The 20,118-nt window shown below is 57.0% G+C and carries 17 protein-coding genes; 6 read left to right on the forward strand and 11 right to left on the reverse strand.

The genetic code is table 11. The features are described 5' to 3' along the window. Positions 1–34: 34 nt before the first annotated feature. On the forward strand, positions 35–2,785 hold the full coding sequence (locus tag BGIM_RS0135255) for a S9 family peptidase (protein ID WP_162136318.1): 2,751 nt from the start codon (positions 35–37) through the stop codon (positions 2,783–2,785). A gap of 9 nt (positions 2,786–2,794) precedes the next feature. On the opposite strand, the gene BGIM_RS0135260 is transcribed toward BGIM_RS0135255, so the two are convergent. The 10 genes from BGIM_RS0135260 to BGIM_RS0135310 all read right to left on the reverse strand — a co-directional run bounded on the left by BGIM_RS0135260 (position 2,795) and on the right by BGIM_RS0135310 (position 13,137). After that, positions 2,795–3,202, reverse strand: a complete 408-nt coding sequence (locus BGIM_RS0135260; RefSeq protein ID WP_020474367.1) for a hypothetical protein — start codon at positions 3,200–3,202, stop codon at positions 2,795–2,797. Between the two features lie 148 nt (positions 3,203–3,350). Continuing rightward, entirely contained in the window at positions 3,351–3,758 is a 408-nt protein-coding gene (locus tag BGIM_RS61765; RefSeq protein ID WP_020474368.1) for a DUF2171 domain-containing protein, read from the reverse strand. Between the two features lie 97 nt (positions 3,759–3,855). Continuing rightward, complete coding sequence (locus tag BGIM_RS0135270) at positions 3,856–5,310, reverse strand: bifunctional 2-methylcitrate dehydratase/aconitate hydratase (protein WP_029631263.1); 1,455 nt, start codon at positions 5,308–5,310, stop codon at positions 3,856–3,858. Between the two features lie 187 nt (positions 5,311–5,497). Beyond that, positions 5,498–6,664, reverse strand: a complete 1,167-nt coding sequence (prpC, locus tag BGIM_RS0135275) for a bifunctional 2-methylcitrate synthase/citrate synthase (RefSeq protein ID WP_020474370.1) — start codon at positions 6,662–6,664, stop codon at positions 5,498–5,500. A gap of 10 nt (positions 6,665–6,674) precedes the next feature. After that, the gene (gene prpB, locus BGIM_RS0135280; protein ID WP_020474371.1) at positions 6,675–7,571 is read right to left on the reverse strand and encodes a methylisocitrate lyase; all 897 of its coding nucleotides are present in this window, start codon (positions 7,569–7,571) and stop codon (positions 6,675–6,677) included. An 85-nt stretch (positions 7,572–7,656) separates the two neighbouring features. Beyond that, a complete protein-coding gene (locus BGIM_RS0135285; RefSeq protein WP_020474372.1) occupies positions 7,657–8,331 on the reverse strand; it encodes an FkbM family methyltransferase in 675 nt (224 codons plus the stop codon). Positions 8,332–8,612: 281 nt separating this feature from the next. Further along, positions 8,613–9,164 (reverse strand): translation initiation factor IF-3, encoded by a 552-nt coding sequence (gene infC, locus BGIM_RS0135290; RefSeq protein ID WP_052640131.1) that lies wholly within the window; start codon positions 9,162–9,164, stop codon positions 8,613–8,615. Between the two features lie 232 nt (positions 9,165–9,396). After that, positions 9,397–11,121 (reverse strand): WD40 repeat domain-containing protein, encoded by a 1,725-nt coding sequence (locus tag BGIM_RS0135300; protein ID WP_162136319.1) that lies wholly within the window; start codon positions 11,119–11,121, stop codon positions 9,397–9,399. Between the two features lie 94 nt (positions 11,122–11,215). Then, positions 11,216–12,403, reverse strand: coding sequence for a radical SAM family heme chaperone HemW (gene hemW / locus BGIM_RS0135305; RefSeq protein ID WP_020474376.1), 1,188 nt, complete (start codon positions 12,401–12,403; stop codon positions 11,216–11,218). 110 nt (positions 12,404–12,513) lie between these two features. Further along, on the reverse strand, positions 12,514–13,137 hold the full coding sequence (locus BGIM_RS0135310; protein ID WP_020474377.1) for a hypothetical protein: 624 nt from the start codon (positions 13,135–13,137) through the stop codon (positions 12,514–12,516). Positions 13,138–13,557: 420 nt separating this feature from the next. Here BGIM_RS0135310 and BGIM_RS0135315 point away from each other — a divergent pair, with 420 nt between their 5' ends. Next, positions 13,558–14,466, forward strand: a complete 909-nt coding sequence (locus BGIM_RS0135315; RefSeq protein ID WP_020474378.1) for a DUF1559 domain-containing protein — start codon at positions 13,558–13,560, stop codon at positions 14,464–14,466. Between the two features lie 122 nt (positions 14,467–14,588). After that, the gene (locus BGIM_RS0135320) at positions 14,589–15,023 is read left to right on the forward strand and encodes a TIGR03067 domain-containing protein (protein WP_020474379.1); all 435 of its coding nucleotides are present in this window, start codon (positions 14,589–14,591) and stop codon (positions 15,021–15,023) included. Positions 15,024–15,124: 101 nt separating this feature from the next. Here BGIM_RS0135320 and BGIM_RS0135325 read toward each other — a convergent pair whose 3' ends face one another. After that, a complete protein-coding gene (locus BGIM_RS0135325; RefSeq protein ID WP_020474380.1) occupies positions 15,125–15,799 on the reverse strand; it encodes an HAD family hydrolase in 675 nt (224 codons plus the stop codon). 481 nt (positions 15,800–16,280) lie between these two features. Here BGIM_RS0135325 and BGIM_RS0135335 point away from each other — a divergent pair, with 481 nt between their 5' ends. The 3 genes from BGIM_RS0135335 (at position 16,281) to BGIM_RS0135355 (ending at position 19,436) form a co-directional block, all read left to right on the forward strand. After that, a complete protein-coding gene (locus tag BGIM_RS0135335) occupies positions 16,281–17,279 on the forward strand; it encodes a DUF1559 domain-containing protein (protein WP_020474383.1) in 999 nt (332 codons plus the stop codon). A 122-nt stretch (positions 17,280–17,401) separates the two neighbouring features. After that, positions 17,402–17,773 carry a hypothetical protein gene (locus tag BGIM_RS0135340; protein WP_157369660.1) on the forward strand — a complete coding sequence of 124 codons (372 nt, stop codon included), beginning with the start codon at positions 17,402–17,404 and terminating at the stop codon, positions 17,771–17,773. Between the two features lie 649 nt (positions 17,774–18,422). Then, a complete protein-coding gene (locus BGIM_RS0135355; protein ID WP_029631277.1) occupies positions 18,423–19,436 on the forward strand; it encodes a DUF1559 domain-containing protein in 1,014 nt (337 codons plus the stop codon). Positions 19,437–20,118 lie beyond the last annotated feature (682 nt).

Consider the following 20,118-nt stretch of genomic DNA (forward strand, 5'->3'; position numbering starts at 1 on the left):
CTTCACCGATCGAAAGATTCTCCGGGGAAATCCGATGCGCTGGGCCTTCCTGTTGGGATTGTTGGCTGCCGGTTCCATGATCGCGGGCGAGAAGGATCGTCAGTGGACCGTTGATGATGTGCTGCTCAACGAGTCGGCCCGCGACGTGGAAATCTCCCCCGACGGCCGGTTTGCCGTCTGGGTGAAATCGGTCATGGACGAGGACAAGGGCGAATCGATTGCGAACATCATCCGCACGGACCTGACCACCCAAACCGATGTTCCCCTCACTCGCGGGAAAGACAAATGCTCCTCTCCCCGGTTTTCGCCGGATGGCAAGTTCATTGCCTTCCTGAGTGATCGCGTCTCGCCGCTTTCCAAGGCCAAGGGACGATCCGCGACGAAAACACGATCCCGCAAAAAAGGGGATGATGATGGCAAAACCCAAGTCTGGATTCTTGATCTCAGCGGTGGAGAGGCGTGGGCCGTCACCGAATTTGCCCGCGATGTTCAGTCGTTTGGCTGGGCCGGTTCAGATCATCTCGTCTTCATGGCCCAGGAAGAAAAGGGCCGATATGAGGAACAAACCAAGGAAAAGAAAGACACTTCCAACTTGGTTGAGGACGATGCCCATGAACCGCCGGTTCGACTGTTTCGCACCGATCTGGCCGGGAAAACCACGGAGCGGCTGACCCTCAACAAAGACCGCATCGAATGGTTCGCCGTTTCCCCCGATGGCAAACGGGCGGTGACACACCATCAGCAAAATCTTCGCCATGCTTATGATGGCCGCTCGATGCCGACGACCGAGCTTTATGACCTCGAAACCGGCAAACACGACCGCATCTTCACCGGGAAATTTGACCTCGCGGGCGTGCGTTGGAAACCGGACAGCGAAGGCTTTTACGCCATCAACCATTTCGGCAACGCCATCGCCGGGGAAGGCCCGTTTGTCGGCGAAGTGCATGAATTCACCGTCAAAACCAAAGAGGCAAAGAAGGTCGATCTCGGCTGGGAGCGCGGGCTGGCCCAACAGGACATCAACGGATCGGCCGAAGGATTGATTGTGTTCCGCGATGGCTTCTTCGCCCTGCTCACGAACGGCGTCACCAACAAGTTGGCCCGGTTCACGTTCGCCGAGGGCAAGTGGAAACGGGATCTCCTGACCGGCGAACAGGTCAAGAATATCTTCGGCTTGCAGGCAAGCCGCGATGGGCAAACGCTGGTCTATGCCCACTCAACCTCGTCCCAACCCACCCGTTGGCACACGGCCAAGATCAAAGAATCGGCCGTCACCGAAGCGAAGCCGATCATGAAACTGGAAGATTCGCTGGAAGGCAAAACCTTCGCCAAGACCGAAGTGGTGCGATGGAAGGGCGCGCTCGACGAGGAAATCGAGGGGATGCTCTATTACCCGCATGGATATGCGCCGGGGAAGAAGCACCCGCTGGTGGTGATGATCCACGGCGGCCCGCATTATGCGGATTCGGACGATTGGCAGGACGACTGGGCCTATCCCGCGAACCTGTACTGCCAGCGCGGGGCGTTTGTCTTCAAGCCGAATTATCACGGCAGCAGCAACTACGGGCTAAAGTTTGCCGAGTCCATCGCGGACGGCAAGTATTACGACTTGGAAGTTCCGGACATTGAAAAAGGCGTCGATCACCTGATCGCCAAGGGGTTGGTCGATCCGGAAAAACTCGGCGTGATGGGTTGGTCAAACGGGTCGATCCTCTCCATCGCCCTGACCACACATTCTACCCGTTACAAAGCCGCCAGTACCGGGGCCGGGGATGTGGATTGGGTGAGCGATTGGGGCAACTGCGACTTCGGCGAAGCCTTTGACCGCTACTACATCGGCAAAAATCCGCTGACGGACCCGAAGCGATACCAAGACAAATCGCCGTTTTACAAGCTCGACAAGGTCCGCACGCCGACGATTATTTTCTTCGGCGCCGAGGACCGCACCGTCCCCGCTCAACAAGGTTGGATGCACTATCGCGGCTTGCAGCAAGCGGGCAAGACGGACGTTCGTTTCATCCTCTTTCCGGGGGAAGTGCATAGCCCCAAGAAACTGGTCCATCAACGCCGCAAAGTGACCGAGGAACTGGCGTGGTTTGAAAAGCACCTATTCAAAACATTTGTGGAAAAGTCGGAAGTTCTCCGGGAAGATTCGCCGCTGGCCCGGTTGGTGGAAAATGGCAAAGCCGCCAAGGACTCGGGCCGGTTCGGCCTGATCGTGAAAGACAAGTTGATTCCCGAAGTGATTCCGCATCAGGGATTGCTCGTCGGTCGCTTTGAAGTGACGGCCGCCCAGTATGCCGTCTTCGATCCGAAGTGGGCCATTGAAAAGGGCCGCGACAATTACCCGGCGTTCGGCATCAAACTGGAACAAGCCAAGGCGTATTGCGAATGGCTGAGCAAACACACCGGCGAGAAGTACCGCCTGCCAACCGAGGAAGAAGGGGGCGAACTTTACACGGAGACAGATGGCGAAAACACATTGGATCATTGGGCGGGCTACACAGTCAACCCGGATGATGCCAAGAGGCTGACGGAAACGATGAAAAACCTGCCGGGAGCGGCCCCGCTTCTTCGGGAAGTCGGCCAGTTCGGCAAAGCCGGTGACAAGGCGACGCCGCGTGATCTGGGGGGCAACATCGCCGAATGGGTAACCACCAAAGACGGCAGCAAGTTAATGGGCGGCAGCGCCGATCAACCGGCTGATGCCAAGCAAAAGGATCGCGAGCCGGGCGAACAATATCGCGGCTTCCGCGTGGTGCGGGAGGAGAAGGCGAAGAAGTGAGGGCGGGAATCAGGCTTCCTCAAACCCGTAGTCGGCGCGCATCTGATCACGCACGTTGTCCGGCGGGTTTTCGCCATAGCCGCTGAGGATGACTCGGCCAAAGTCGTTGAGAAGGATGGACCCTTTGCCCACCGCCTTCTCGAACAACATCTTCCGCTCCGGCCGGACTTGTAGGTAGTACCATGCTTTGCGGCTGGTGGAATCGTTCCCGCGCACCAAGAAAATATTGTTGGGGGATTTTCGCAGACGGGTGACAAACGTTCCCGGCGGCACGGGCGTCGGGGTGATATCCCGATTTCGGATGATCGGCCCGCGCCCCAGTCGTTCCACGAAGGTCGCCCCGGTGCGGGGTGGTGATTTGGTGATTCCGCTTCTGGCTCGCTGCTTTTCCAAGCGTTCAACGAACGTCGGTTCCATGGGACGCCCCGGCGATGTCTCGAATCTCCAAGGTTATTCTAGCTCACGAAGGCAATACTCCTCGCTCCCGAACCAACGAAAAACGGGGCGGGGATATTCCCCGCCCCGCGCACTGACTTGCCCGTCAATGGTTTCGACCCGGCTGCTTTTACGCGGCCGATTCGGCCGTCCATTGACGGCGGGTTTCCTCGGAATTTTTGTTCAGGTGGACGTGCGCGTCCACATGATCGATCCAAGACACTGGCACCCAATGGTGGACGCCCCCGGCGGTCACGTCGTTGCGGGTGAGCTTGATGCTTTCCCCGTCGAGATGATCGACGGCCCCCACCCGCGTGCCACAGGATGCGATCACGTCCATGTGCGGCTTGACCTTGGCTGTGGCCGAGTCGGTCTTGCCGAGGCCGGTCTTATCCTTCACCCAATCGGCGGCCGTTTCAGCGCCGTCGGCGATCTTATGTCCAACGTCCTTGGCGGTTTCAGAGATCTTTTCACCGGCCGTTTTGGCGGTTTCGGAAATCTTTTCGCCGGCGGATTCGAGTGTTTTCTTGATACCCATGATGATTCTCCCAATGATGTCCATCTGATGAACAATCGTTCATGCCATCCAAAGGGTCGAATGGCTGATGGGAGAATGTAAAGCAACCAGTGTGCCGTCACGCCGGGATCACATAAAGATCCACGTATTCATTCACGGGCATGTCTTCCAAAGGCTTCTGTTGCAGCGACACATCAAGGATTTTCTGCTGCTGGCTCTTTGAAAACCGTCTCGCCAGATTGGTTCGGAATTTTTCCACGAGCAACGGAATGCCTTCCTCGCGGCGGCGCATGTGCCCGAGCGGATATTCCACCGTGGCTTCCAAGAAACTCCCGTCCGTGAATTCAACGTGGAGAGAATTGGCAATGGATCGCTTCTCCGGGTCGTGATAATCGGCGGTGAATTGCGGAACTTCCACGCACTCCATCTTCGCCCGCAGAAGATCAATGCGAGGATCGGAGGCCACGCCGTCCTCATAGTCCAAGGCGGTCAACCGGCCGAATAGCAGCGGCACGGCAATCATGTACTGCACGCAATGATCCCGGTCGGCCGGGTTGTTCAGCGGTCCTTTCTTGTCAATGATGCGGATGCAGGCTTCGTGCGTTCGGATCGTGATTTTCTTGATGTCATCGACAAATTTCCCGGCGGCCGATATCTGGCCGCGAAGGATCATCGCCGCCTCGACGGCCGTTTGCGAGTGAAACTCGGCCGGGTAGCTGATCTTGAACAGCACGTTCTCCATCACATAGGAGCCATACGGCCGCTGGAAGCGAAACTCTCTGCCCTTGAACGAGACATCGTAAAAGCCCCATGTCTTGGCGGTCAAGACGGAGGGATAACCCATCTCGCCAGTTTTGGCGATCAACGCCAGCCGCACGGCCCGGCTGGTCGCATCACCGGCGGCCCAGCTTTTCCGCGAGCCGGTGTTGGGGGCATGGCGGTACGTCCGAAGACTTTGGCCGTCCACCCACGCGAGCGAAAGGGCCGCGATGATTTCATCACGGGTCAGCCCGAGCATTTGCGAAACGACCGCCGTGGAAGCCACTTTGACAAGGATGACGTGATCGAGGCCCACTTTGTTGAAGGAGTTTTCCAAGGCCAGACAACCTTGGATTTCATGAGCCTTAATCATCGCCGTGAGAACCTGCCGCATCGTGAGCGGCGGTTTGCCGGCGGCGATGGCCGTCCGCGAAAGCCAGTCAGCGACGGCGAGGATGCCGCCCAGATTGTCGGACGGGTGGCCCCACTCGGCCGCCAGCCAGGTGTCGTTGAAGTCCAGCCAGCGGATCATCGCCCCGATGTTGAACGCCGCCTGAACCGGATCGAGTTGATACGGCGTTCCCGGCACTTTGGCTCCGTTGGGCACCACCGTGCCCGGCACGACCGGTCCGAGCAACTTCGTGCAAGCCGGGTATTCAAGGGCTTCCAACCCGCAACCAAGTGTGTCGATCAAACAATTGCGGGCCGTTTCATAGGCGAGATCGCTGTGGATCTCATGCGAAATCACGTAATCCGCGATATCGACAAGAACTTGGTCGGGGTTCGGACGCACATTGCTAATGTGTGATGACACAGTGGGTTCCTTTGGAAAGACTAAAGGCCACCTCACCCCCCCGACCCCCTCTCCGGAGCGGAGAGGGGGAGCAAGAGGGCGGGAATCAAGGCCTGTCTCGTTGACAATTCCCCCTCTCCGGAGCGGAGAGGGGGGTTAGGGGGTGAGGTTGTTTTGGGCGGACAGCCGCAACTGTGGGATCATCCAACTATTTCCGTTCCCGCAAGGGGACAAACACCTGATTTTCCGGGCCGGTGTAAGTAGCCGAGGGGCGGATGATCTTGCCGTCAATCCGTTGTTCGATGACGTGGGCGCTCCAGCCGGAGGTGCGGGCGATGACGAACAACGGCGTGAACATCGCCGTGGGAATGCCCATCAGGTGGTAACTCACGGCACTGAACCAATCGAGGTTCGGGAACATTTTCTTGCTGTCCCACATCACCGCTTCCAACCGCTCGGCGATGTTGAAGATTTTCATATTCCCGGCTTCTTGGGAAAGTTGCCGGGACACTTCCTTGATGACCTTGTTGCGAGGATCGGAGACCGTGTACACCGGATGGCCAAACCCGATCACCACTTCCTTCGCGGCCACGCGGCGGCGAATGTCGGCCTCGGCCTCGTCGGGGGTTTCGTAGCGTTTTTGAATGTCGAGGGCGATTTCATTGGCCCCGCCATGCTTGGGACCACGCAAGGCGCCGATGCCCCCGGCGATGCAGGAGAACATATCCGAACCGGTCCCGGCGATCACGCGGGCGGCAAACGTGGAGGCGTTGAACTCATGCTCGGCATAGAGGATCAGGCTGGTGTGCATCGCCCGCACCCAAGGGACTGACGGCCGCTGGCCGTGAAGCAGATGCAGGAAGTGGCCGCCGATTGTTTCATCGTCGGTTTCCACGTCAATGCGTCGGCCGTTGTTGGCGAAGTGATACCAGTATGTCAGCATGGAACCCAACGAGGCCATCAGACGATCCGCGATGTCGCGCGCCCCGGCGGGGGCATGATCGTCTTTCTCCGGCGCCACACAGCCCAACACGGAAACACCGGTTCGCATCACATCCATCGGATGCGCGGATGGCGGCAGTTGCTCCAACGCCGTTTGCACGGTCGCGGGGAGGCCGCGCAGCCTCTTCAACTTTGTCTTGTAGGCGCACAACTCGGACACGGTGGGCAGTTTCCCGTGAACGAGCAGGTGAGCGATTTCCTCGAACTCGCAAGTGGTGGCCACATCAAGGATGTCGTAGCCACGATAATGCAGATCGTTGCCGGTGCGGCCGACGGTGCAAAGGGCGGTGTTCCCGGCCACAGTGCCGGAAAGGGCAACGGATTTCTTGGGCTTGAACGCCGTGGGGGTCGGCGCGGGTTGTGGTTCACTCATGGTTGATCCCTCAAGACTTTTTGGTTTTGGCGAACAACTCATCCAGCTTTTGTTCGTATTCGTGATAGCCGAGAAACTTGTACAAATCGGCCCGCGTCTGCATCGTCGGGACGACATTCTTTTGCGTTCCATCCGCGCGGATGGCTTCGTAAACCCGCAGGGCGGCGGCGTTCATCGCCCGATAAGCCGAGCAGCAATAGAGGATGATGTCCACGCCCGCCGAGGCCAGTTCTTCCTTCGTGTACAACGGGGTCTGGCCAAACTCGGTGATGTTGGCCAGAATCGGAACCCCGACGGCGGCCTTGAACTTCGCATAGGTGGCGAGATCGGGAACCGCCTCGGCAAAGATCATATCAGCCCCGGCGGCCACATAGGCCCGGCTCCGGTCAATCGCCGAATCCGTTCCCTCGCTGGCAAGGGCATCCGTTCTGGCCATGATGACGAAATTCGCATCGGTGCGGGCATCGACGGCCGCCTTCACCCGGTCAACCATCTCCTCGGGGAGAACAACTTCCTTGCCGGGCCGGTGCCCGCAGCGTTTCGTCCCCACTTGGTCTTCCATGTGAACGGCCGCCACACCGGCTTTGATCATCGAGCGAATGGTGCGGGCAATGTTGAACGCCCCGCCCCAGCCGGTGTCGATATCCACGAGCAATGGGAGGCTCGTCGCATCGGTGATGCGCCGGGCATCCGTGAGGACATCTTCCATCGTGCTGATGCCGAGATCGGGAAGCCCCAGCGAATTGGCGGCGACTCCGCCACCCGAAAGGTAAAGAGCCTTGAAGCCGGTCGCCTCGGCCATCCGGGCGGTAAACGCGGTGATCGCCCCTACCACTTGAAGGGGCTTCTCCTGCTCCACGGCCAGACGGAACTTTCGGCCGGGTGATTCCATTAATTGGTTCATCATGGGAGAGTGTATGCTCGCGGGGCCGTGTAAGGTGATCGTACCAATCCGCGACCGTGCTCCCAGACCCAAGCTTGGGAAGAATGGATCAGCCCGCGTGACGAGCGATGGTCAGATCGCCGACTTCCGAGATGTGAAAGGGATGATCTTCAATCGCATTGAGGAACGCCTCACGGCATTCTTCGTCGTGCAATTCAATGGCGATGTTATCCGTGCAAGCGAGCCATTCCGAATCGCCGTCGGCGAAAATCGCCTTCTCGGCTCCTTCAACACGCAACTTGAGGATGGAGATTCGCGGTTCGCCCGATTCGGCCAAAAGGGAGCCGATATCCGTGGCCGTCACATCGGCCGTTTCCCACAAGGCAGGCTCCCGAACCTGCCACGCCCACGCCCGGCCGTCGCCGGCAGATCGCAGCACCATTCCGGCCGGGTGGGACCAGAGGGCCGACCGAACGACTTTGGCCCGGTTGCCGTATGGTTTCAGGTTTCGTTCCAGCAAGTCCGCGTTGGCCGGGTCCGGTTCGACGGCCACCACGCAAGCACCGGGAAACCGAATCAGAAACCAAACGGCGGCATACCCGGCGTTGGCCCCGCCATCAATCACCAGACGAACATCGGATGAACCGCTCAAGGCATCATACTGCCGTCGGACAAAGGTTTGGTGGAACACGTCAATGTCACTGGTTTGCGGACGAAACCACAGCGGATATGGTGTGCCGGGAATTCGCAGGGAAAGGAGTTGATCTGGTCGGCGGCTTCGCATTTGCCATTGCCGCCATTTGTAGCGCAACAGGCAAACTGGCCCCAGCGTGCGCAGGAGCCGAGCGAAAGCCGACAACTTCTTCGGAATATGGGCAGCCAATCGGGCTCGTTTATTAAGATATCGCAAGCTTATTTATTGGCCGTGACATCACCCAAAGGCAAACAAAAATGAAAATCCTCTAAAGGATTCTTGAGAAATTCATTTAAAACGGGTTCTGAAAACGAAACGAACCCCGGCCAATCGGGCCGGGGTTCGGAATAGTTCGGGGGCTTGGGAGCCGGTTACTTGCCGCTCTTGGGGGCGAGCAAGGCGGTCATCCGCTTGCCTTCCATTGAGGCGGGCTTTTCAATCTTCGAGACGTCGGCCAGCTTTTCGAGAATGATCAGGATGATCCGGCGACCTTCCTCAATGTGCTGCATTTCCCGACCGCGGAACAGGACGTTGACCAGCACTTTGTCGTGATGCTCAAGGAACTTCCGGGCTTGGTTCACCTTCGTGTCGATGTCGTGTTCGCCGGTCTTCGGGCGGACGCGGATTTCTTTGAGTTTCTGCTGATGGGATTTGGCCTTGCTGGTCTTCCGCGATTGTTCGTAGCGGAACTTGCCATAATCCATGATCTTGCAGACAGGTGGCCGTTCGCTGGCCGAGACTTCGACGAGATCGAAACCCAGTTCGCGAGCCATGTCCATCGCTTGGGCGGTCGGCACGATGCCGTGCTGCTCGCCATCGGCTCCGATCAGACGGATGGGACTGAGCCGGATTTGTTCGTTGATTCGAGGGGAATTGCGGTCGCCGCCGGCGGGGCGGGGAGCGTTGCGGTCAAACGGTGGGATGCCTTGTCTCCTTCGTCAAACGGGAAAGATAATATCGGCCCCACGGATCTTCCGTGATCTGCCGATGCGTCCGCATGGACATTCATCCAATAATCCGTACCCTGCTTCCCCTGTTAAGTCAACGGGGGACTCTGTGATTTTTGTGGAATCTTGGGGAATCGGGATCTGGTTTATCATTAGACGGGTGAGAGGCATGGGACGTTCGCCCAAAAATGGAACATCCCCCGATAAATCACAAACCGGCAACCTCCCAAATCTTCACCGTCCGGTCCCATCCCGTGGAGTATAGCGATTTGCCGTCTGCGGAAAACGTCACCGAGGTCACCTTATTCCTGTGTCCGGCAAGAGTTTGCAGCGGCTGACGGGTGGCCAGATTCCAAATCCAGATGGTCCCGCCGACTCCGGCCGCCAAAAATCGGCCGTCACTGCTGACCGCGAGGGAGGCGATTTCTTGCGGGGGCGGATCGAGTTCCCCCTTCAGTTCCTGCTTCTCGATGTCCCAAATCCGGACAAAGCCATCGCGGCCGCCGGTGATCAGCGTTTTGGAATCCGGGGTGAAGGCCACGCACAGCGCCCCCTGCGGGTGGGAGGTCACGTCCCCGGTGGTCTGCCAGGAGGCGGTGTTCCACAATCTCGCCCCGCCGTCCCGGCTGGCGCTCGCCAGCCAACGGCCATCCGGGGAAAACTTCAAATCCTCGATATTTCCTGTGTGTCCACGAAGCGTCGCCAGTTCGAGGCCGGTCTTCGCTTCCCAAATCTTCAGTTCGGCACTCCCCTGTACCATCCCGCCGCCGGTGGCCACGACCTTGCCATCGGGTGAGGCGGCGACCGCCAATATCTCCGGCTTCTGCTTCTTGAGAGCCAGAATTTCCTTCCCGGTTTGCGGGTCACGGATTTTCGGCGTTTTGTCGTTTGATCCCGTCGCCAACAGGGAGCCATCGGCCGAGAAACTCAGGGCGTGCGGATTCACCTTGCCGACGGCCAGATCAGCCATTTCCCGCCCGGTGACGGTGTCCCGGAAAACCAACCGGGCATCCCAAGTGGTGAGGGTAAACACCTTCCCGCCCGGCAACAACGCCCCGGCGAGGGTGGGACCGGCCGGATAGTCCCACGTTTCTCTTGGGGTGGCGATCCGGGGCGGGACGTTCTTGACGTTTTGCGGTTTTTGTCCCTTGGGTTTGGCGACGGCGATTTTGCCCGCCTCCACACTCACTGTTTTGCCGTCGCCCTTGCTGGTGACTTTTGCGGAACCGGTGTCCATTTCCACGGTCGAGGTATTGCCCATACCAGAAGTGATGACGGCAGAACCGCTCGCCCGGATCAAGGCATGAGGCGTGGTAAAAGACATCGGAGAGGGAGCCGCCGGATTGGTGGAGTCCGCATGGATGATGCCTTTTTCCACATGCACCCGCGCCTCGGCCTCGCGGGGAAGGATTCGCACGGTGGTGTCCGCCCCCAGTTCGATCCGCCCGATGAAGGGAAGCAAAACAACGGCGCTTCCTCCTTCACTAGTGCGAAGTTGTTGTCCCGGTTTGAGTTGTTGGCCGGCCATTAACGGCGTGGTTTCGCCGGATTCAGAAACGAGGAAGGCCTCCCCCTCCACTTCCTGAAGCTGGGCATACCCGTCCGAGTGTTCAACAAAAAGATTGTCTGTTCGATTGAAGAACGCCCAAAGCCCGAAGGCGACAACGAATGCCGCCGCCGTGCCAGCCAAAATCCGCGACCACGGGCGGCGAACCGGAACAGCGATTGGATCGGGGGCGGGAAACACATCGGAAGTCGGCTGACTGGTGGCCGCCCACTCGGCCATCACCGTCTCGTCGCGGGAAAGCCGGATCAAACCTTCGGCGAGCGTCGGTTCGGTCTTCAGCCGCCCTTCGAGCGCGGCGGCTTCCCCGACGGACAATTGATTGTCCAGATAGGCCAGCAAACGGTCGTGATCTTCCGGCGAAAGCATTCCCATAAGAGGATAGGGGATACTGGTTGAGATTTAGGCGTGAGAAATGGCTTGCGATCACTGCTTTGCAAGACTCAAACTAACAAATGAATACTCAGCCCCACACCACTTTCGACACCAACCCATCCGCGACACACTTCCCGGCAAACGTCAGCGAGACACATTCATTCTCATCCGTCACCAGCCCGGCTTCGATCATCGGGGCCAGGCGATGCTGGACAATCGATTTCAAAGAATGGCCAGTCTGATGCAAAAAGGCCTGACGAGAAACACCGTCGGATCGCCGCAATTGCACGGCCAGCGTTTCCCGCGCCCGCTCGAATGGAGACAATTCTTCCTGCTGAAATGTTGGCGATTCCCCGGAAAACACGACGCGGATGTAATCCTTCGTGTTTCGCTTGTTGTGCTCCCGGCGCCCGCCGACATACCGAACGGCCCCGACACCAACACCGTGATAAGCCTCGTTCGCCCAGTATTTTTCGTTGTGCTGACAGCGATGGTCGGGTTTGGCAAAGTTTGAAATCTCGTAATGTTCAAACCCGGCCGAGCCAAGCAACTCATGAGACATCGTGTAAAGGGCCAGTTCGTCCGTCTCGCCGAGGGCGATCACGTCGCCGGATTCCCGTTGTTTCCAAAGGGGCGTCCCCTTTTCGTAGGTCAGCCCATAGGTGGAAATATGCGATGAACCGAGGGCGATGGCTCTTTTCAGGTCGTGTTCCCAGTCGGTGATCGTCTGGCCGGGGGCGCCAAAGATAAAGTCCATCGAGAAATTGGGCACCCGGCGGCGAATGATCTCAACGGCCGGGGTCACCTGATCCCCGGAATGCTGACGCTCCAGAACCCGCAGGGTATGACCTTGGAAGGATTGCACGCCGAGGCTGAAACGGTTCAACCCGTGGTCGGCCAGTACCGCCACTTTGTCCGCCGTGATGCTTTCCGGCGTGGATTCGATGCTGAATTCCAGATTGGGCCGCGTTGGAAAATGGCGCCGGATCATCCCGGCCAGTCGGCCAAGTTGATCCGGTGAAAGCAACGTCGGAGTTCCGCCGCCAATGAAGATGGTGTCAACCGGGGTGGTGACCTCGGTTCGATCAATCTCCAAGGCGAGGGCTTCGAGATAAGTCTCGATGAGATGATCCTGGCCCACGGTCACCGCGAAATCGCAGTAACCACAATGATGGGCACAGAATGGCACATGAACGTAGAGTCCGCGAGGTTCAAGCCAGGGGGCCGAACGGTCGGGAGTCAGTTGATCCGTCGATGGGGATGGGGTATTCGCCACGTCCGCATTTGTCTCCGCCGGGCCGCTTGCTTGGTTAGCTTACGGCTTCCGGCCGAAGACGTTTTGGGCGGGAATCGCCCGGAGGGTATTTGTCACAAACCGAAAAATCATCACGAACCGAAATAGGTGACGGCCGTCACCGTGGAGCCATACCAATCGGTCAGGCTGCCGGTCACTTCGCCGGAACTGCCCGCCGGAAGGGTGACGGTGATGGAAAACGACCCGGTCGCGTCAAGAGTGGCACTGCCGCTGTAGCCCGAGGGAAGTCCGCTCAGCGTAACGCTCAGTCCTTCGGTGGCTTCGTCGGCCACGGTTCCACTGAAAACCCAAGTGTTGCCGTCACCAGGCACCGCGACGAAGTTCGAGAGCGTTGGGGGGGCGTTCTGAAGGGTTTGGGAGACCGATGATCCGGTGAGCAGGCCGTCGTTCGGCGTGGCCGTCAGCGTGCCGATGGAAGGCACATTAACAATGCCGCTGAAATTACCGGAGGAATCGCAGCCCAAGTTGATCGTGCCGGCGCCGGTGATGGCCACTGTGCAAGTCGTCGGCGTTTCGTCACTAACCGTCCCGGTGACGCGGAAACGATTCCCGGTGATCTGGTAGGCGAAGAGACTGGTGACCACCGGAGCTTTGTTGCCGCTTCCCTTGCTTTTGCCACCACCAGGAGGGGCTTGGGAATACGATTCGGCTGCTCCGAACGCGATCAGAACGGCAGCAATACAAAGGCTGCGCAAAGTGCGCGCCTTTCCAACAGACAAACGGTTCATTGGCGGGATCCAACCTTTAGGGGGGTTGTTAGCAGGTGTGAATCGCCTTGTCGAACCCGGCCGCATGTCAAACATTTAGGGGGTATGCGGCCGGGGCTTCAAAGCAGACTCTCAATTTCACCTACCGTCAAAATAACCGATTCGGCCGTTTCGCAAATGCGAATTCAGCGGAAAACAGATTCGATCCAAGGCGCAATTATGCTCAGGCAATAATTCATTCCCGTGGTCTAAAAAGCGTGTTTCGCACCAACGCATATGTTCATCCCAATTCCACAACTCTCCTGTCACAGAGAAGTTTCGGAAACCCCCGACTTTCTTGCCGATGCGCCGAACCATTTTATTAATATTTCGTATAACCATGTAACACGATAAATTGGTTCTTATAACATGATCTTCCATCGACGCGCCTTTACGCTGATTGAACTCTTGGTGGTGATCGCGATCATCGCCATTCTCATTGGGCTACTCCTGCCCGCCGTTCAGAAGATCCGCGAGGCCGCCAATCGCATGCGGTGTTCCAATAACCTCAAACAAATCGGGCTGGCTTTCCAAAACCATCACGCCACTCTTGATCGGTTCCCGGCGGGGTTTGTCTCGGGAGCCCCGAGCCTCAACGCCGAGGGAACCGGCCCCGGCTGGGGATGGGGAGCGTTGTTGCTGCCTTACCTGGAACAGGACAATCTGTACCGCCAGATCAACCTGAGCCTGGATATCCGTGACCCCTCGAATGCGACGGCCCGCGTCAAACCGCTGTCGGTCTTTCGATGCCCCTCCGACCAGCCGAAGGGGGGAGACACATTCACGATTGTCGATGCCTCCGGAGCGGCCCTTTGCACGGTGGCCTACGGGAACTATGTGGGCGTCGGCGGGACGGAAGAAGTGACCGGAAAACCGGACACGGGCAACGGGGTGCTTTACCGAAACAGTCAGGTGCGGATTGCCGACATTCTGGACGGGTCCAGCAACACGATTTTCGCCGGGGAACGACAAAGCACCCGCTCGCCGATGACCACCTGGGTCGGAGCGGTCACCGGATGCGTTAACCCTCCGGTGGCTACGGGTTACGACAACGAAGGACCGCCGACGCTGATCCTCACGAACACCGGCTATGCCGCCGACGCTCGCGTGCCGAACAACCCGCTTGATCACGTCGAGGACACCAGCAGCCGTCATCCGAGCGGCGTGATGTTCCTGTACGGGGATGGCTCTGTAAGATTCCTTCGGCAAACGCTCAACCCGAAGACATGGGAAGCCCTGGGCACTCGGGCTGGCGGCGAGGTTCTGGGAGATTATTGAACCCCGGAAGTCGGCGGGGATTTTCGCTCATTTGCTTGTCGATTTCGCCCCCCTCCCTTATTCTTCAAAGTGTTCATTTGAACAGGTAGTTCTTGGACACTCATTTCTCAGGGAGTGCGACGATGTTCCGATTCATTGCTCCAATGCTGGCTCTGGCGATCACCACGGCAACGATGGCCGAGGAAAAAGAGAAGGCGAAATTCGACCCGAAGGCGATCACGGGCACATGGACCATCGTGTCCGGCATGAAGTACGGCACAACGGTGGAATCCAAAGCGTTGGAAGGCGACGTGATCATCACGGCCGACAAAATCACGATCAAAAGCCCCGACAAGACCCACGTAATGACGTACAAACTGGACGCCGCCAAAACCCCGATCAACATCGACATGGAAGGACTTGAGGGAGATGCGAAGGGGTTCAAGGCCGAGGGAATCATCGAACTGACGAAAGACGAACTGAAACTGGCCTACTCATTCCCCGGCGAAAAACGCCCGGCCAAACTCGAAAGCGAGAAGGACTCCAAGGTGCTGTTTTTCACCATGAAGAAGAAATAAGCCAAGGCATTTTTAGCCACGGATGGTGCACGGACAAAGACACAAGACAGATTGCCCGAATCCGTGTTTGATGTCCGGCCTGTGGCCCCAGAATGGCCGAATCAACCATCGATCAGTCGTAACACCTCATCCACCGTGATTTCGTCAAACGAACGAATCACCCGGTCGGCCCCGGCCGCCAGCAATCGTTCGGCCGGGTGATGGCCGACGAAGGTCACGCCGACACACTTCATCCCACCGGCCTTGGCCGCCTGAACTCCCGCCACCGCATCCTCGAAAACCACACATCGTTCGGAGGGAAGTCCCAGCGTCTTCGCCGCCGTCAGAAAGACTTCGGGGTCCGGCTTGCCGCGTTGGGTGTCCTCCATTCCGACGACCCCGCGAAAGAACATCCCGCTCTGCGTGACCCGCAAAATCATTTCCAAGTTCTCGCGAGGAGCGCTGGAACCAATCGCCTGCGGCACATTTCTCGCATGAAGATCCTCCAACATCTTCCGCACGCCCGGCAGCAAGTCGATTCCCTTTTGGATGGCCTCCGCCCGATAATATCCTTCTTTTCGTTCGCCTATCTCCTGAATCTCGATCAAGCTAAAGGAGCGTTGGAACAGATACTCGATGATCTCCGGATTTCGGCGACCAAACGTGGCGACAAAATCGGCTTGGGAAAACTCCCGGCCCATCTCACGGCTTGTCCGAACCCACGCATCCAAATGCAGGGCGGCCGTGTCCACCAGTGTGCCATCGACATCCCAAATCACGCCCGTCGGCTGGCTCATCGCATCCTCGAAAAGGTTCCTTGAAAGGTCGATTGTAACGGGCCGAAGACACTCTTGAAACAGAACAGCGGCAGTTTCGTCATCTCAAGAAAACCGAATGGCGAGAGATTCACCCATGACAAAAACAGCATCGCAACGGCTGACAAGAAACCATGAACTCACGATAAGAAACTTGTCGAATCTTCTTGACAACCACTTCTTTGGTGAAGTAGAAGACTGGTATTGTTGTTGAAATTCCGAACCCCTCTCCTTGGTTTGGGGTTTGATTCGTGGGCAGTGAAATTGTCCGGGTTGATTGACAACAAAACAAATCGCTCAAGTTCATTATTTTTGTTCTTTTGATTTGGCGGGAATCACCGCCGGATTATGTTTTCTGGGCCGGAAATTCCGCCATTCATGCTGACACAATCGCTCGGTGGAACCCTCCTCCGACGTTAACTTTGTGTGTTTTTCTTCGCTTTTTCTTCCAATTGGAGACGGAATGATCTCTTTCGATGTCTCGGGGAAACTCCGCCGCGGGTTTACTCTGATCGAACTGCTGGTGGTGATCGCGATCATCGCCATTCTGATCGGGTTGTTGCTCCCGGCGGTGCAAAAGATCCGCGAGGCCGCCAACCGCATGAGTTGCTCCAACAACCTCAAACAAATCGCACTGGCCATGCATGGCTACCATGATGCGAACGGGAAGTTCCCCAAAGGCTGCTCTGTCTCCGACACTGACGGCTCCGCATGGGGTTCCTCATGGAAAGTGTACATTCTGCCTTACATTGAGCAGGACAACATTTGGAACAAATGGCAGCACACCAGCAGCAGCGGGTACACAAACGCGAACAACACATCAACCACCACGCCGTTGGTTCACAACACGACGATCAAACCCTACAGATGCCCTTCGTCAGTCATCCCGGCGTTCTATGCCTCATCGAACAATAATGGGGCGATCGAAATGATGACGTCGTATACCGGGATTTCCGGTTCGACGATTGACTCGGGTGTCAACGCCGGCAATGGATACGGCCCCAACAGCGGAACGGGATTCTTGTTCCCGAACAGCACGCAAACATTCGCCAGTATTTCCGATGGATCAAGCAACACCATGATGATTGGCGAACAAAGCGACCATTTGCGGGATGCCAACAATGCCCCGATCACTGGCGGTTATACGGCGATCACCAGTCAAGGCCCGCACGGCTGGACGATGGGGGCCGGCAATGCCTCGGTCGGCGCGGCCTACGGGGATCGAACTTTCAATTGCACCACCGTCAGATACATGGTCAAACAAAATGGCATGAGCAATAATTGCAGCAATGGCACTTGTGATAACACCGGCAACAACATTCCGTTGTCGGCCAACCACACCGGCGGGGTGAACGCCGCCATGGGGGATGGTTCGGTGAAGTTCATCAAGTCCACGACCACCCTGCAAATCCTCCAGTGGCTGGCTGGCGGTTCCGATGGTCAGGTGGTTTCAAACTTCTGATTCAGTGCTGATTGTCTTTTGAAACAGCCTCCCGAAGATTTCGGGAGGCTCTTCTTGTTCTTGTTGTCTTTAGAAACGAAGGATGATGTTCGATGGCTCGATGCGCTTGGTTGATGAGCTTGATGATCGCAATCTTTTGGACAACCGGGTGTGGAGACACGGGAAAGAAAAAAGCAGCTTCCGTGCCCGTGAAGGGAACAGTAACCTTGGACGGGAAACCATTGCCTGAAGGCGAGATGTCATTCGGGCTGACCGGTGAGGCGCCCGTCATATTGACAGTCAAAGACGGGGCATTTTCCGGGAATGCCTATGTTGGCAACAACCATGTCGAAATCCGCGCTTACAAGGATGGCCCCCCGCTTTCGACCGATCCCGAAAAGAAGCCATCCAAAGTCAACTACCTGCCAGATCGTTATGGTTACAAAAGCACGCTGACCGCCGAGGTGGCCTCCGGAGGGGCGAATGACTTCAAATTTGAAGTCACTTCCAGGTGATTTTGACAAAAGCCGGAAAACACTTGAACCCGCCCCAAAAGAACGGCATGTTCGTCGTCGCGAGTGGCGCGTCGATGTCTTCAACCAAACTCCGCTAAATCATGCCGTTCTTTTGGGCCGAGTCGGGCATGTCGTTCTTCAAAGCCACTCGTCAAAACTGTTGCTCACCCCACAAAATGTGGCGACAAAATGTAACGACGGAAAATTGAAGTTGGAACAAATCGGGCTTTGGTTCGTCTGATATGTGAAAGTATGCCGTTACCGTTGGAGGTCTGGCAATCAGCTTGCCAAACCTTAATCCTAAAATGAACATAGCATGAGTGTTTGATTGGATTTGCTTGACAACCATCATTTTGGAAACGTACAACGGATGATCGATGGTTCAGCCCCGAATTGGAATCCCCAAATGACATCTGGTCTTCCATGCCAAACATAAATGATCGTCCCGCTCTCATGAACGATTGAACAATCTGAATTCCCTTTCAAAATGCAGTTGGAGCATCAGCCCGGCCTTGAACTGGTTATTTTTTCGTTGCCCATTGGGAACCGGTTCTCACAAGTATCGTTTGACCTTAATCGTTTGGAGGAATTTCCCTCCAACGTTTTTGCGTGTGTTTCTCTTTTTTGGTTCTCTCTCTCATTTGGAGAAATGATGTCATTAGGTGCCTCGGGGAAATTTCGTCGCGGGTTTACGCTCATCGAACTGTTGGTGGTGATCGCCATCATCGCCATCCTCATCGGACTTCTTCTGCCAGCCGTGCAGAAGATTCGCGAGGCTGCGAACCGCATGAAGTGTTCCAACAACATCAAGCAAATCGGCCTGGCACTGCACAACTACCACGACACCAACAACATGTTGCCCCCCGGCGTGGCCTCTGACGTGGCCCCCTACGGCAGCGGCGGCGGTTGGGGCAGTTCGTGGATGGTGTTCATTCTCCCCAACATGGAACAGACCGCCCTCTATTCCCAATGGTCGTTCGCCGGCAGTTCCGGTTTCACGAACGCGACCAACAAAGTCTTGGTTACTCAAAAGTCATTCCCGGCTTGGACGTGTCCCTCCAACCCGGACCAAGCTTATTCCGTTGGTGGCAACACTCCGATGATGTCGAGTTATGTGGGGATTTCCGGCGCGGTCAATGGCATCGCCACCGGCGTGGTCGATTCCCGCAACAGTTCCGGCAACGCGGGCATCTGTAGCGGCAGCGGTGTATTGATCCCCAACGGCACCCTGACCTTTGCCGCCATCAGCGATGGCCTGTCGAACACAATCGCCGTGAGTGAATCAGCCAACTATATGAAAGACACAAGCAACGTGAACCAGTCCACATTCCGGTCCGGGGGGAACTACGGCTGGACTATGGGCACGGGAACGGCGGGACCGGCCACCCCGCCCAATTACAACAACGGCGGTGACAACCGGACATTCAACCTGACGACGATTCGCTACTCGATCAACCAAAACACGGGTTGGACCAACAACGCATCCGGCACGGGCGTCGGGAGCGACCACGGTTGCAACAGCCCGCTGATCTCGGCCCATACCGGCGGCGTGAACGCCCTGATGGGAGATGGCTCGGTCAAATTCTTGCGGCAAACCATCTCGCTAACCACTTTGGGCCAGCTGGCTGTCCGCGACGACGGCCAAGTGCTTGGCAACTTCTAAACCACGACCTGTCGTCATCCCGGACACCCCGATTCCCGCAACGGGACATCGGGGTGTTTTCGTTTTGTCTTGCTGATTTGGCGTGTCCACCGACTTCGCGTTCAAAGCACTTGATCGACAGACAGTCGTTTTGCGGAATCAAGCGCCTCCTTTTTTCCGATTCGCCAATCCAAATCCAACCCGATGCAGACGGACAACTTGTCGTGGAGATGTGTTTGGGATGCTTGTCATATCAGGATGGATGGTTCTTCGCGATGAACACAGATGAAAATGGACGTGAATCTTCTTGACAGCGACTCACAGTCGCCTGTACAAGAGTATGATCATCCTGAAGGCGACCCGAATTTACCACCCTAAATTCGTGTTCGGCTCTAACCTCTCTGACGCCCGCCTAATTTCGAGAATTATCGCCTGAATCGCCCTCGGTTCTTCATGGGAAATACCTGCGGAGAGGTGATATATCCATCTGTTTCATTTTCCAGTTGTCGGATCTTCCACCATCATCACGAACACGACCGTTCGGAGGCATTCCCTTCGACGTTTTTCGCGTGTGTGTCTTTGTCCCTTTTTTCTCCCGAAGGAGACGGAATGATGTCATCAGTTGTCTCGGGGAAACTCCGCCGCGGGTTTACCCTCACAGGGCCATTCCGTTATTCAACGTGGGGGATGCCGATAAGCTCCC

The organism is Zavarzinella formosa DSM 19928, from assembly GCF_000255705.1.
Taxonomy (GTDB): Bacteria; Planctomycetota; Planctomycetia; order Gemmatales; family Gemmataceae; genus Zavarzinella; species Zavarzinella formosa.